Annotated in this window: 17 protein-coding genes; 16 read left to right on the forward strand and 1 reads right to left on the reverse strand. The window is 68.3% G+C overall.

Annotated elements, in window-relative coordinates:
• The first annotated feature begins 151 nt into the window (after nucleotides 1–151).
• From rpsH to map, 9 genes are all read left to right on the forward strand, one after another.
• On the forward strand, nucleotides 152–550 hold the full coding sequence (rpsH, locus tag ITJ60_RS06695; RefSeq protein ID WP_017885519.1) for a 30S ribosomal protein S8: 399 nt from the start codon (nucleotides 152–154) through the stop codon (nucleotides 548–550).
• Nucleotides 551–556: 6 nt separating this feature from the next.
• Nucleotides 557–1,093 carry a 50S ribosomal protein L6 gene (rplF, locus tag ITJ60_RS06700; protein WP_111083459.1) on the forward strand — a complete coding sequence of 179 codons (537 nt, stop codon included), beginning with the start codon at nucleotides 557–559 and terminating at the stop codon, nucleotides 1,091–1,093.
• A 2-nt stretch (nucleotides 1,094–1,095) separates the two neighbouring features.
• Complete coding sequence (rplR, locus tag ITJ60_RS06705; protein ID WP_031259041.1) at nucleotides 1,096–1,470, forward strand: 50S ribosomal protein L18; 375 nt, start codon at nucleotides 1,096–1,098, stop codon at nucleotides 1,468–1,470.
• Entirely contained in the window at nucleotides 1,467–2,342 is an 876-nt protein-coding gene (gene rpsE / locus ITJ60_RS06710) for a 30S ribosomal protein S5 (protein ID WP_194647371.1), read from the forward strand. Before rplR ends, rpsE begins: the two co-directional genes overlap by 4 nt.
• Nucleotides 2,342–2,527, forward strand: a complete 186-nt coding sequence (rpmD, locus tag ITJ60_RS06715; RefSeq protein ID WP_173168934.1) for a 50S ribosomal protein L30 — start codon at nucleotides 2,342–2,344, stop codon at nucleotides 2,525–2,527. Before rpsE ends, rpmD begins: the two co-directional genes overlap by 1 nt.
• Nucleotides 2,524–2,988 carry a 50S ribosomal protein L15 gene (gene rplO, locus ITJ60_RS06720; RefSeq protein ID WP_027466723.1) on the forward strand — a complete coding sequence of 155 codons (465 nt, stop codon included), beginning with the start codon at nucleotides 2,524–2,526 and terminating at the stop codon, nucleotides 2,986–2,988. Before rpmD ends, rplO begins: the two co-directional genes overlap by 4 nt.
• A 147-nt stretch (nucleotides 2,989–3,135) precedes the next feature.
• A complete protein-coding gene (secY, locus tag ITJ60_RS06725; protein ID WP_111083457.1) occupies nucleotides 3,136–4,458 on the forward strand; it encodes a preprotein translocase subunit SecY in 1,323 nt (440 codons plus the stop codon).
• The gene (locus ITJ60_RS06730; protein WP_194647372.1) at nucleotides 4,455–5,045 is read left to right on the forward strand and encodes an adenylate kinase; all 591 of its coding nucleotides are present in this window, start codon (nucleotides 4,455–4,457) and stop codon (nucleotides 5,043–5,045) included. The genes secY and ITJ60_RS06730 overlap by 4 nt, the downstream gene beginning before the upstream one ends.
• Nucleotides 5,046–5,051: 6 nt before the next feature.
• Nucleotides 5,052–5,885, forward strand: a complete 834-nt coding sequence (map, locus tag ITJ60_RS06735) for a type I methionyl aminopeptidase (RefSeq protein ID WP_194647373.1) — start codon at nucleotides 5,052–5,054, stop codon at nucleotides 5,883–5,885.
• Nucleotides 5,886–6,108: 223 nt separating this feature from the next.
• Here the strand turns inward: map and ITJ60_RS06740 are convergent, their stop codons facing one another.
• On the reverse strand, nucleotides 6,109–7,395 hold the full coding sequence (locus ITJ60_RS06740; protein ID WP_194647374.1) for an LCP family protein: 1,287 nt from the start codon (nucleotides 7,393–7,395) through the stop codon (nucleotides 6,109–6,111).
• Between the two features lie 294 nt (nucleotides 7,396–7,689).
• Between ITJ60_RS06740 and infA the strand changes: the two genes are divergently transcribed.
• From infA to ITJ60_RS06775, 7 genes are all read left to right on the forward strand, one after another.
• Nucleotides 7,690–7,911 (forward strand): translation initiation factor IF-1, encoded by a 222-nt coding sequence (infA, locus tag ITJ60_RS06745; protein WP_017885509.1) that lies wholly within the window; start codon nucleotides 7,690–7,692, stop codon nucleotides 7,909–7,911.
• Between the two features lie 70 nt (nucleotides 7,912–7,981).
• Nucleotides 7,982–8,098, forward strand: coding sequence for a 50S ribosomal protein L36 (gene rpmJ / locus ITJ60_RS06750; protein WP_071276701.1), 117 nt, complete (start codon nucleotides 7,982–7,984; stop codon nucleotides 8,096–8,098).
• A 186-nt stretch (nucleotides 8,099–8,284) separates the two neighbouring features.
• Nucleotides 8,285–8,659: a 30S ribosomal protein S13 gene (gene rpsM / locus ITJ60_RS06755; protein WP_058728274.1), complete on the forward strand. Its 375-nt coding sequence runs from the start codon at nucleotides 8,285–8,287 to the stop codon at nucleotides 8,657–8,659.
• Nucleotides 8,660–8,668: 9 nt separating this feature from the next.
• On the forward strand, nucleotides 8,669–9,067 hold the full coding sequence (rpsK, locus tag ITJ60_RS06760) for a 30S ribosomal protein S11 (RefSeq protein ID WP_017885507.1): 399 nt from the start codon (nucleotides 8,669–8,671) through the stop codon (nucleotides 9,065–9,067).
• Between the two features lie 190 nt (nucleotides 9,068–9,257).
• Nucleotides 9,258–10,253, forward strand: a complete 996-nt coding sequence (locus ITJ60_RS06765; protein ID WP_066656999.1) for a DNA-directed RNA polymerase subunit alpha — start codon at nucleotides 9,258–9,260, stop codon at nucleotides 10,251–10,253.
• 63 nt (nucleotides 10,254–10,316) lie between these two features.
• Complete coding sequence (gene rplQ, locus ITJ60_RS06770; RefSeq protein ID WP_131845954.1) at nucleotides 10,317–10,886, forward strand: 50S ribosomal protein L17; 570 nt, start codon at nucleotides 10,317–10,319, stop codon at nucleotides 10,884–10,886.
• Between the two features lie 160 nt (nucleotides 10,887–11,046).
• Complete coding sequence (locus ITJ60_RS06775) at nucleotides 11,047–12,165, forward strand: FUSC family protein (protein ID WP_194647375.1); 1,119 nt, start codon at nucleotides 11,047–11,049, stop codon at nucleotides 12,163–12,165.
• Nucleotides 12,166–12,189 lie beyond the last annotated feature (24 nt).

The raw sequence follows: 12,189 nt of genomic DNA on the forward strand, positions 1-12,189 counted from the left end.
TACTTCGGGCGGTGCGGGCCGGAGGATTCACGTCCTCCGGCCCGCACGCACGAACACACCGATCCTGGGGAACCGCCCCGGGATCACTCGATCGCTCAGGTCGGCATTCGTGGAACGGGTGTCGAAACCAGGCGAGAAATGGACGAACATCATGACGATGACCGATCCGGTCGCAGACATGCTGACCAGATTGCGGAACGCGAACTCCGCGCACCACGACGCCGTCGCGCTCCCGAGCTCCAAGCTCAAGAAGAACATCGCCGACATCCTCAAGCGTGAGGGCTACATCAGCGAGTGGAAGGTGGAGGACGCCCGAGTCGGGCAGACCCTCACCATCGACCTGAAGTACGGCCCCGAGCGCGAGCGTTCGATCGCCGGCATCAAGCGCGTGTCGAAGCCGGGCCTCCGGGTCTACGCGAAGTCGACGGAGATCCCCCAGGTCCTCGGTGGCCTCGGCGTGGCGATCCTCTCGACCTCGTCCGGGCTGCTGACCGACCGCGAAGCCGAGCAGAAGGGCGTGGGTGGGGAAGTCCTCGCCTACGTGTGGTGATCGACAATGTCACGAATCGGACGTCTTCCCATCGACATCCCCGCCGGCGTGACCGTCTCCGTTGACGGTCAGAGCGTGGCGGTCAAGGGCCCGAAGGGCGAGCTCGCGCTCGTCATCGCGGAGCCCATCCAGGCCAAGGTCGAGGAGAACCAGGTTCTCGTCACCCGTCCGGACGACGAGCGCGAGTCGCGTTCGCTCCACGGCCTGACCCGTACCCTCATCGCCAACAACATCATCGGCGTGACCCAGGGCTACACCAAGGGCCTCGAGGTCGTCGGCACCGGTTACCGAGTGCAGGCGAAGGGCTCGAACCTCGAGTTCGCGCTCGGGTACTCCCACTCGATCACGGTCGAGCCGCCCGCGGGCATCAGCTTCGCGGTCGAGGGCAACAACAAGGTCACGGTCGCCGGCATCGACAAGCAGGCAGTCGGCGAAGTGGCGGCGAACATCCGGAAGCTCCGGAAGCCCGAGCCGTACAAGGGCAAGGGTGTCCGTTACGCCGGCGAGAACGTGCGCCGCAAGGCCGGAAAGTCAGGTAAGTGATCATGGGACTCCTCAAGACACGAGGCAAGAGCAAGGCGGCCGCCAAGGCGCGTCGTCACAACCGTCTCCGCAAGAAGATCACCGGCACCGAGGCTCGTCCCCGTCTCGCCGTCACCCGCTCGTCGCGTCACGTGTTCGTGCAGGTCATCGACGACGCGAAGGGTCACACCCTCGCAAGCGCCTCGACGATGGAGGCAGACCTCCGCTCGTTCGACGGCGACAAGACCGCCAAGGCCCGTCGCGTCGGTGAGCTCCTCGCCGAGCGCGCGAAGTCGGCTGGCGTCGAGGCCGTGGTCTTCGACCGCGGTGGCAGCAAGTACGCCGGTCGCGTCGCCGCGATCGCCGATGGTGCCCGTGAAGGAGGGCTGAACCTGTGAGCGACAACGCGAACACCAACGAAGACGCCAAGACCGAGGCCGTCGAGGCCACGGACGCCGTCGAGACCACCGAGGCGAGCACGGAGGCCCCCGAGGTCACCGAGGCGCCCGCTGAGGGCACCGAGGCAACTGCTGAGGGTACCGAGGCAGCCGCTGAGGGCACCGACACCGCCGCGAAGGGCAAGGAGGCGGAGGCACCTGCCGTCGCCGAGCGTCCCGTCGAGACCGCTGCCGGTTCCGCATCGAACAACCGCGACTCGGCCGACAACCGTGGCCGTCGTGGTGGCGGTCGTGACCGTCAGCAGGGCCGCGACCGCAACAACCGCGGTGGCGACAGCCAGTTCCTCGAGCGCGTGGTGACCATCAACCGCGTGTCGAAGGTCGTCAAGGGTGGTCGTCGCTTCAGCTTCACGGCGCTCGTCGTCGTGGGTGACGGCAACGGCCTCGTGGGCGTCGGCTACGGCAAGGCCAAGGAGGTCCCCACGGCGATCTCCAAGGGTGTCGAAGAGGCGAAGAAGAACTTCTTCCGCGTCCCCCGCGTCGGCAACACCATCCCGCACCCCGTGCAGGGTGAAGCCGCTGCTGGCGTCGTCCTCCTGCGTCCGGCCGGCCCGGGTACCGGTGTCATCGCCGGTGGTCCCGTCCGCGCCGTGCTCGAGTGCGCCGGCATCCACGACGTCCTGAGCAAGTCGCTCGGTTCGTCGAACACCATCAACATCGTGCACGCGACCGTCGAGGCTCTGAAGCAGCTCGAGGAGCCCCGCGCCGTCGCGAGCCGTCGTGGCCTCGACGTCGAGCGGGTCGTCCCGGCTCGTCTGCTCCAGGCCGAGGCTGCAGCACTGCGTGCCGCGACCGAGAAGGCAGGTGCGTGATGGCGACGCTGAAGATCACGCAGATCAAGTCCGTTATCAGCGAGAAGCAGTACCAGCGCGACACGCTCCGCAGCCTGGGTCTCAAGCGCATCGGCCGTACGGTCGAGCGTGAGGACAACGCCCAGAACCGCGGGTACATCGCAACGGTGGCGCACCTCGTGAAGGTCGAGGAGGTCGACGCATGAGCGACGAGAAGAACGAGCGCGTGCAGGTGCTGAAGCTGCACCACCTCCGCCCCGCAGAGGGCGCCAAGAAGGACCGCACCCGTGTGGGTCGCGGTGAGGGCTCGAAGGGCAAGACCGCTGGGCGTGGTACCAAGGGCACGAAGGCCCGTTACCAGGTCCGGGTCGGCTTCGAGGGTGGGCAGATGCCGCTGCACATGCGCACCCCGAAGCTCCGCGGGTTCAAGAACCCGTTCCGGGTCGAGTACCAGGTCGTGAACCTGGACAAGATCTCGGAGCTCTACCCCGATGGTGGCGACGTCACCGTTGCGGGCCTGGTCGCCAAGGGCGCCGTCCGCAAGAACGAGAAGGTCAAGGTTCTCGGTCAGGGTGACATCACCGTGAAGATCACGGTCACGGTCGACAAGGTCTCGGCGTCCGCCGCCGAGAAGATCGTGGCTGCTGGCGGCACCGTCTCCCAGTAACCCCCGTCGGCGGCCCGTGCGTTTGCGCACGGGCCGCCGTTACGGTTTCCTTGACAGTGGCCGGCATCCGCCAGCCTGGTCGGCCCTGCCGACCGACACCGGAACGGCCGCGATCGACGGCCCCGGTCCCAGAAGTTCGGAGTCCTCGTGTTCAGAGCGGTCGCGCGCATCATGCGCACCCCTGATCTTCGCAAGAAGATCGGCTTCACCCTCGCGATCATCGCGCTGTTCCGCCTCGGGTCGTACATCCCGGCACCGTTCGTCGACTACGCGGCCGTGCAGAGCTGTCTCGCCAGCGCATCGTCGTCCGGCGGTCTCTACGACCTGATCAACCTGTTCTCCGGCGGCGCGCTGCTGAAGCTCTCGGTCTTCGCGCTCGGGATCATGCCGTACATCACGTCGTCGATCATCGTGCAGCTCCTGCGCGTGGTCATCCCGCACTTCGACTCCCTCTACAAGGAGGGCCAGTCCGGTCAGGCGAAGCTGACGCAGTACACGCGCTACCTCACGATCGCGCTGGGCGTGCTGCAGTCCACCACCTTGATCACGGTCGCCCGCTCGGGTGCCCTCTTCGGCACGAACGCGTCGTCCTCCTGCTCGTCGATCATCTCGAACGACAGCTGGTACGCGATCATGCTCATGGTCGTCACCCTGACCGCCGGTACCGGCCTCATCATGTGGATGGGCGAGCTCGTCACCGAGCGCGGCATCGGCAACGGCATGTCCCTCCTCATCTTCACGTCGATCGCGGCGCAGTTCCCGTCGGCGCTCTGGGCCATCGAGCAGTCGCAGTCGTTCGAGCTCTTCCTGTTCGTCATCCTGGTCGGACTGGTCATCATGATGGCCGTCGTGTTCGTCGAGCAGTCACAGCGGCGGATCCCGGTCCAGTACGCCAAGCGCATGGTCGGCCGGCGCACGTACGGCGGCAACAACACCTACATCCCGATCAAGGTGAACATGGCCGGCGTCGTGCCCGTCATCTTCGCGTCGTCGCTGCTGTACCTGCCGGCCCTGGTCGCGCAGTTCAACAAGCCCTCGGACGGCTCCGAGCCCGCAGCGTGGGTCACCTGGATCGAGAACAACCTCGTCTCCGGCGACAACCTGTTCTACATGGTGCTGTACTTCCTGCTCATCGTCGGGTTCACGTACTTCTACGTGGCGATCACCTTCAACCCCGAAGAGGTCGCCGACAACATGAAGAAGTACGGCGGGTTCATCCCCGGCATCCGTGCCGGTCGCCCGACCGCCGAGTACCTCGACTACGTCCTCACCCGGGTGACGCTGCCCGGCTCGCTCTACCTCGGTTTCATCGCGCTCATCCCGCTGGCAGCACTGGCGCTGTTCGGCGCGAACCAGAACTTCCCGTTCGGTGGCGCGAGCATCCTGATCATCGTGGGTGTCGGTCTCGAGACCGTGAAGCAGATCGACTCGCAGCTGCAGCAGCGTCACTACGAAGGGCTTCTCCGTTGAGCGCACGTCTCATCATCGTCGGACCCCCCGGAGCGGGGAAGGGCACCCAGGCCGGACGGATCGCCGAGTCCTTCGGGATCCCGGCGGTCTCGACGGGCGACATCTTCCGCAAGAACGTCGCAGAGGGCACGCCGCTCGGTGTGCAGGCCAAGGCGATCATAGACGCCGGCGACTACGTGCCGGACTCCCTGACGAACGAGCTCGTGAAGTCCCGCCTGAACGAGGCGGACGCTGCCGAGGGGTTCCTGCTCGACGGGTACCCGCGCACGGTCGGACAGGTCGAGTACCTCGACGCGCTGCTCGCTGAGCAGGGCACCGGCATCGACGCGGTCGTGCAGCTCGTCGCCGACCAGGACGAGCTCGTCGGCCGGCTGCTCAAGCGCGCCGAGCAGCAGGGCCGCAGCGACGACAACGAGGAGACGATCCGTCGTCGCCAGCAGGTCTACACCGAGCAGACCGCTCCGATCGTCGGTGCCTACGGCGAACGCGGCCTCGTGCTCGACGTCGACGGCCTCGGCGCGATCGACGAGGTCGGCGACCGCATCCAGGCCGCGCTGTCGGCTCGCGGGCTGACCGCGGGAGTCTGACCCGGCGTGGTCCGTTTCCGCAAGCCCTCGATCTACAAGACGCCGGACGAGCTCCGCGCCATGGTGCGCCCCGGGCTGCTGACCGCTGAGGCGCTCGACGCAGTGCGTGCGGCGATCCGTCCCGGCATCACGACGGGTGAGCTCGACGCGATCGCCGAGCGGAAGATCCGCGACGGCGGCGGGATCCCGAACTTCCAGCTCGTGCCGGGCTACCGGCACACGCTGTGCGTGTCCGTGAACGACGAGATCGTGCACGGCATCCCCGGTGACCGCGTACTCGCTCCCGGTGACATCGTGTCGGTGGACGCCGGTGCCGAGGTCGACGGCTGGAACGGCGACAGCGCGTTCACCACGGTCGTCCCCGGTGGTGACGCCGAGGTGTCCGCAGCGCGCCAGACCCTCTGCGACACCACGGAGCGATCGCTCTGGCACGGCATCGCGGCGCTCGCGCACGCGAAGAACCTGCACGAGGTCGGTGCCGCAGTCGAGGACGCCATCGACGAGACCGGCGCCTGGGGCATCGTCGAGGACTACACGGGGCACGGCATCGGTCGCTCCATGCACGAGGACCCGCCGGTCTTCAACTACCGCGTCCGCGGTGCCGGTCCGGCGGTGAAGCCCGGCCTGGTGGTGGCCATCGAGCCGATGGTCACCGCGGGCACGATCGACAGCTCGACGGACGACGACGACTGGACCGTCCGCACGATGGACGGCAAGGACGCCGCGCACTGGGAGCACAGCGTCGCGGTGCACGCCGACGGCGTGTGGGTCCTGACAGCCCCCGACGGCGGCGCTGCGGGCCTGGCCCCGCTGGGCGTGACGCCCGTCCCGATCCCGTAGGACGGGCCTCCAGTCCGACACGCCACTGCCGGCCGTGCACCCCGACCGGGAGGCTCGGCGCGGCTCCGTCGCGCAGCGCGCGCCTGGCGGTCCCACGTCCGAGGCCGGGCGAGACGCCGTCGTCGTGCGGAGACGCCTGCAAGACGCCGAGACGCTGTCGGATTCGGCGGCGTCTCGTGCGTTCGGGGGCGTCGTGCCAGGACGACGGCGTCTCGCGACGCGGTCAGTTGCCGACGGAGCAGGTCTGCTCGGAGGCGCTCTGCCCGGTGATGGACGAGGGCAGCGGGGTCGACGTCGCCGTGCTCGTGGCGGACGAGCTCGGTGCGGACGACGTCCCCGACGATGCGCCGCCCGACGCGGGCGATGACGAGGTGTCGGACGGCGTGGAACCGGTCGACGGTGCGGTCGTCGCGGTGCCCCCGGCCGTCGGCGACTCCTCGGACGCGCGCCCGGTGCTCGAGTCGCTCAGCGAGGACTTCACGTCGTTCTGCAGGGCCACGTTGAGCGTGTGGGCGGTCTCCTGGTCGACGATCACCCGCGCGCTGTCGTCGGGGTCGTCGGCGACGGGGTACTGCACGAAGAGCATGTTGGCGGTGCTCATGCCGCGCAGCGCCGAGGCGAGGCCGACGAGGGTGCGGGTCTGGGCCAGCCCGTCCGACAGCGTCATGTTCGACAGGGCGGCGCCGGCGAGCTTGTAGAGGGTGATGGGGTTCGACAGCGTGCCGTCGGAGGTGACCTTGCGGAGCAGCGCCGACAGGAACACCTGCTGCGAGCTGATCCGAGCGAGGTCGCTGCCGTCGCCGACGCCGTGGCGGGTGCGCAGGAACGCGAGGGCGTCGGAGCCCTCGAGGTTGTGCGAGCCGGCGGTGAGGTGCAGGCCGGTGAAGGTGTCGTCGATCGGCTCCGCGACGCAGACGTCGACGCCGCCCAGGGCGTTCGACATCTCGATCACGCCGTCGAAGGTGATCAGGCCGGCGTACGGGATGCTCAGACCGGTGAGGTTCTCGACGGTGTCCACCACGCACGAGACGCCGCCGTTGCCGAGTGCCGTGTTGAACATCGCCGAGGTCGACGCGGGGTACGTCGTGCCGCTCGCCGGGTTGGTGCAGGCCGGGATGGGGACCATCAGGTCGCGGGGGAAGCTGACCGCGGTGAGCTGCTGGTGGTCCTGCGAGACGTGGATGAGCATCGTGACGTCGTTGCGGGCGCCCTCGACGTCCTCGTCCGAGTCGAACTGGCCGACGCGGGTGTCGCTGCCGATGAGCAGGATGTTCGCGCCGCCCTTGATCGCCGTGATGTCGGCGGTCTTCGCGGTGCTCTGGTCGTCGGTGCTGAGCTGCACGGTCTGCGGCGCGGTCGCCAGCTGGGCGCCGGCGATGGCGGCGACGCTCGTCCCGCTCACGAGCACGACGGCCAGCGCCGAGGCCACGACGGCCACGAGCGTGGTCCAACCGCGACGGCGGGCCTGCTTGCCGTGTGTGGCGAAGGGGCGTCGTGTGGCGTCGGGCACGTGGTCTCCGTTCGGTGGTCCGCGCGAGGTACGTCGGCGGCGGACGTGGCTGCGGAGCAACGCTACGGTCCGGGCGGGGGCCTCGGCCCGGAGCGCGCCGTCAAACCACTGTGGAACACTCAGGCATGCCACCGGAAGCCCCAGGTGAGGGGGCGTGCCGTGCCTGCACTTGGCAATTGCGGGTTTACCACATAAGATCGATCTTTGGTGTGTCATGCCCTCTCGGGTGTGGCGACCGACCCGCAGACCGGTTCGGGGATCACACCTGTTCCACAACCAAGCGACAGTGAGGCTATGGCCAAGAAAGACGGCGTCATCGAGATCGAAGGCTCGGTGCTCGAAGCTCTGCCCAACGCGATGTTCCGCGTTGAGCTGACGAACGGACACAAGGTCCTCGCGCACATCTCCGGGAAGATGCGCCAGCACTACATCCGCATCCTCCCCGAGGACCGCGTGATCGTGGAGCTGAGCCCGTACGACCTGACCCGCGGCCGGATCGTCTACCGCTACAAGTGATCCGCGAGCTGGAAAGGAACGGCTCGGCAATCCTGCCGCGCACGAAGCCAGCGAGCACGAGGAAAGAACAATGAAGGTCAACCCCAGCGTCAAGCCCATGTGCGAGCACTGCCGAGTGATCCGCCGCAAGGGCCGCGTCATGGTGATCTGCAAGAGCAACCCGCGTCACAAGCAGCGCCAGGGCTAGTCCCGGGCGCGTGACCGGCGCCGACGCTGTCCCTCGGACAGCAGGCTGCTCGAGCACGACCCACAACTGAAGATCGACAACGCAGTACCAGAACCCGGTCGCACGACGACCGGGGGACACCTCGGGTCGGAGGCCCGGGCACCGGTACTGCTCCACACCTCCATCGACAACAGGAGCAGCCATCACATGGCACGTCTAGCAGGCGTCGACATCCCGCGCGAGAAGCGCGTGGAGATCGCACTCACGTACATCTACGGCGTCGGCCGTACCCGCGCGGTCCAGGCACTCGCCGAGACCGGTATCTCCGGTGACATCCGCGTCAAGGACCTGACCGACGACCAGCTCGTCGCCCTCCGTGACTTCATCGAGGGCAACTTCAAGGTGGAGGGTGACCTCCGCCGCGAGGTGGCAGCCGACATCCGTCGCAAGGTCGAGATCGGTAGCTACGAGGGTCTTCGCCACCGTCGTGGTCTCCCGGTGCGCGGTCAGCGCACCAAGACCAACGCGCGTACCCGCAAGGGACCGAAGCGCACCGTGGCAGGCAAGAAGAAGGCTCGATAGGAGACCCCGATGGCTACCCCCAAGACTGCCGCGCGCAAGCCGCGCCGCAAGGAGAAGAAGAACGTCGCAGTGGGCCAGGCCCACATCAAGAGCACGTTCAACAACACGATCGTCAGCATCACCGACCCGTCGGGTGCCGTCCTCAGCTGGGCGTCCTCGGGTGCCGTGGGCTTCAAGGGTTCGCGCAAGTCGACGCCGTTCGCGGCGCAGCTCGCCGCCGAGTCCGCTGCGCGTCAGGCGCAGGAGCACGGCGTCAAGAAGGTCGACGTCTTCGTGAAGGGTCCGGGTTCGGGCCGCGAGACCGCGATCCGTTCGCTCCAGGCCGCTGGCCTCGAGGTCGGTTCGATCAACGACGTCACTCCGCAGGCGCACAACGGTTGCCGCCCGCCGAAGCGTCGTCGCGTCTGACGCGAGGAGCAACCGGCCGCGCCCTGCTCGTCCCCTGACGGGGTCGGGCAGGGCCCGCGGCCATTCCTGGTCGTTCGATCGCGCACATCGGTGCGCGTGATCACAACTCAACAGACCCGTCGGGGCCCACGCGGCCCCGTCGTACCGCCAAGTGTCATATAGCGGACACTTCGCCGAAAGGAATCCCACAGTGCTCATTGCACAGCGCCCCACCCTGACCGAGGAGTCGATCTCCGAGCACCGCTCGCGCTTCGTCATCGAGCCGCTCGAGCCGGGCTTCGGTTACACCCTCGGCAACTCGCTGCGCCGCACGCTCCTCTCCTCGATCCCCGGCGCGGCTGTCACCAGCATCCGCATCGACGGTGTCCTCCACGAATTCAGCACCGTTCCCGGTGTGAAGGAAGACGTCACCGAGATCATCCTCAACATCAAGAGCCTCGTCGTCTCCAGCGAGCACGACGAGCCGATCACCGCGTACCTGCGCAAGCAGGGTGCCGGTCAGGTCACCGCAGCGGACATCTCCGCTCCGGCCGGCGTCGAGATCCACAACCCGGACCTCGTCATCGCGACCCTGAACGACACCGCGCGGTTCGAGCTCGAGCTCACGATCGAGCGCGGCCGCGGCTACGTCTCGGCCACGCAGAACCGTTCCGAGTTCTCCGAGGCCGGTCAGATCCCGATCGACTCGATCTACTCGCCGGTCCTCAAGGTCACCTACCGCGTCGAGGCGACGCGTGCCGGTGAGCGCACGGACTTCGACCGCCTGGTCGTCGACGTCGAGTCGAAGCCGGCGATCACGCCGCGCGACGCCATCGCGTCGGCCGGTCGCACGCTGGTCGAGCTGTTCGGGCTCGCTCGCGAGCTCAACACGGCCGCAGAGGGCATCGAGATCGGCCCTGCGCCGGTCGACGCTGTCCTGTCGAACGAGCTGCAGACCCCGATCGAGGACCTCGACCTGTCGGTCCGCAGCTACAACTGCCTGAAGCGCGAGGGCATCAACACGGTGTCCGAGCTCGTCGCCCTGTCGGAGACGCAGCTCATGAACATCCGCAACTTCGGTCAGAAGTCGGTGGACGAGGTCAAGGACAAGCTCACCGAGCTCGGCCTGTCCCTCAAGGACACCGTCCCCGGATTCGACGGCGCCCACTTCTACAGCGGGTACGACGAGGACGAGTCCAACAACTGATCTCGCGCTCACGCGCAAGCGCGCTGACACCGCGCGCACCACTTTCACCACTGGAGAACTGACATGCCGAAGCCCACCAAGGGCCCCCGCCTCGGTGGCGGTCCCGCTCACGAGCGCCTGCTCCTGAGCAACCTCGCCAACGCCCTCTTCACGCACGGTCGCATCACGACCACCGAGACGAAGGCCAAGCGCCTCCGTCCGGTCGCCGAGCGGCTCATCACGTTCGCGAAGCGCGGCGACCTGCACGCTCGTCGTCGGGTCATCGCGACCCTGCGCGACAAGTCCGTCGTGCACACGCTGTTCACGGAGATCGCCCCGCAGGTCGAGGACCGTCAGGGCGGCTACACCCGCATCACGAAGCTCGGCTTCCGCAAGGGCGACAACGCCCCGCTGGCGTCGATCGAGCTCGTCCTCGAGCCGGTGTCGGGCACGCCCGCCCCGGTGAAGCGCACCGCGGCTCCGGCCGCCGCCGCTCCGGTCGAGGAGCCGGCCGCCGACGAGACCACCGAGGAGGCCCCGGTCGAGGAGACCGAGACCACCGAGGAGTCCGCGCCGGTCGAGTCGGAGACCGAGACCGAGGCTGCCGCCGAGGTCGAGGCCGACGCCGCCGAGAAGAGCGACGACACCAAGTAGGACCCCGCGTCACCACGACGAAGCCCCCGCGACCCAGGTCGCGGGGGCTTCGTCGCGTTCGGGAGCGCTCCCCCTGCACCCTGACGTCCGGAGAACGCAGGACCGTCGCCTTCCCAGTGCGTGCCCCGTAGCGTGTCCGCCCGACAGGGAGAGTCACCACATGGAGTTCCAACACATCGCGGGCGTCGGTCGCCGCGCGTGGCGGTGGAGCCGCACGTCCGGCACACAGCCGCGACTGCTGCACGCAGCCAAGGCCGCCGGCGCCGCGGCACTGGCCTGGCTCATCGCCAGGCACGTGCCCGGGGTCGCGTCCGACTACCCGTACTACGCACCGCTCGGGGCGATCGTCGCGATGCAGACGACGGTCTACGCGGGGCTGCGCAACGGCATCCAGACGCTCGTCGGCATCCTGCTCGGCATCGCCGTCGCGGGCTTCACGATGATCGTGGGCGACCCGGGGATCCTCGCCGTGGCCCTGGCGGTCGGCATCGGGGTGCTCGTCGGCGGGTTCCGGGTGCTCGGCGAGGGCAGCACCTGGGTCTCGACGGCGGCGTTGTTCGTGCTGCTCGTCGGCGGGGCGAACGCCGAGGGCTACTCGTTCGGGTACCTGGTGCAGATGGCCGTCGGCGTCGTCGTCGGTCTGCTCGTGAACTTCCTGGTGTTCCCTCCGCTGCACTTCTGGGACGCCGAACGTCGGATCGACGAGGTGAACGCCGTCTTGGCCGAGCACCTCGAAGGCCTCGCCCGGGTACTCGAGAGCGGGGAGCGCGACGAGGACGCCTGGAACCGGCAGCAGGACAAGCTCGACCGTGCGATCGCCGATGTGCGCGCGCGGGTGTCCGTCGCCCACGAGAGCCGGAAGATCAACCCCCGCGGGGCGCTCCGAGGGTCACGGGCCCGGCTCCAGCAGGACGGGGCACGCTTCCGGGCGCTCGAACGGGTCGCCTGGTACACGACGGACCTCACCGAGCTCGTCGCCCGGTCGGGTCCGGTGTCCTCGAACCTCGGTCGTCCGGACCCGGCGTTCACCGAACCGCTCACCGAGGCGATCCGGCAACTCGCCTGTGTGATCCGCGGGGAGTGCCCCGAGGACGAAGGCGACAAAGCGATCGAGCGACTCGAGCAGGCGCTCGACGCCTCGCGCGAGAACCCCTCACACGTCGCGGTGACGGCGTCCGCGCTCGTGGCGCTCCGCGGCATCGTGGAGTCCGAGCGTCGTGCGACGGACAACCTCGACACCCGCACGGGGCCGTCGGCGTTCCACCGTCCGCGCGGCTGACGCGAGGACCCCGTGACACCGGCG

Origin of the sequence: Curtobacterium sp. VKM Ac-2884 (assembly GCF_015350945.1) — a bacterium.
In the GTDB taxonomy this organism is placed as follows: domain Bacteria; phylum Actinomycetota; class Actinomycetes; order Actinomycetales; family Microbacteriaceae; genus Curtobacterium.

Bases quoted from the DNA above. Each gene is read 5' to 3' on its own strand.
- rpsH (WP_017885519.1), top strand. From the start codon at position 152: ATGACGATGACCGATCCGGTCGCAGACATGCTGACCAGATTGCGGAAC.
- rplF (WP_111083459.1), top strand. From the start codon at position 557: ATGTCACGAATCGGACGTCTTCCCATCGACATCCCCGCCGGCGTGACC.
- rplR (WP_031259041.1), top strand. From the start codon at position 1,096: ATGGGACTCCTCAAGACACGAGGCAAGAGCAAGGCGGCCGCCAAGGCG.
- rpmD (WP_173168934.1), top strand. From the start codon at position 2,342: ATGGCGACGCTGAAGATCACGCAGATCAAGTCCGTTATCAGCGAGAAG.
- rplO (WP_027466723.1), top strand. From the start codon at position 2,524: ATGAGCGACGAGAAGAACGAGCGCGTGCAGGTGCTGAAGCTGCACCAC.
- infA (WP_017885509.1), top strand. From the start codon at position 7,690: ATGGCCAAGAAAGACGGCGTCATCGAGATCGAAGGCTCGGTGCTCGAA.
- rpmJ (WP_071276701.1), top strand. From the start codon at position 7,982: ATGAAGGTCAACCCCAGCGTCAAGCCCATGTGCGAGCACTGCCGAGTG.
- rpsM (WP_058728274.1), top strand. From the start codon at position 8,285: ATGGCACGTCTAGCAGGCGTCGACATCCCGCGCGAGAAGCGCGTGGAG.
- rpsK (WP_017885507.1), top strand. From the start codon at position 8,669: ATGGCTACCCCCAAGACTGCCGCGCGCAAGCCGCGCCGCAAGGAGAAG.
- rplQ (WP_131845954.1), top strand. From the start codon at position 10,317: ATGCCGAAGCCCACCAAGGGCCCCCGCCTCGGTGGCGGTCCCGCTCAC.
- ITJ60_RS06775 (WP_194647375.1), top strand. From the start codon at position 11,047: ATGGAGTTCCAACACATCGCGGGCGTCGGTCGCCGCGCGTGGCGGTGG.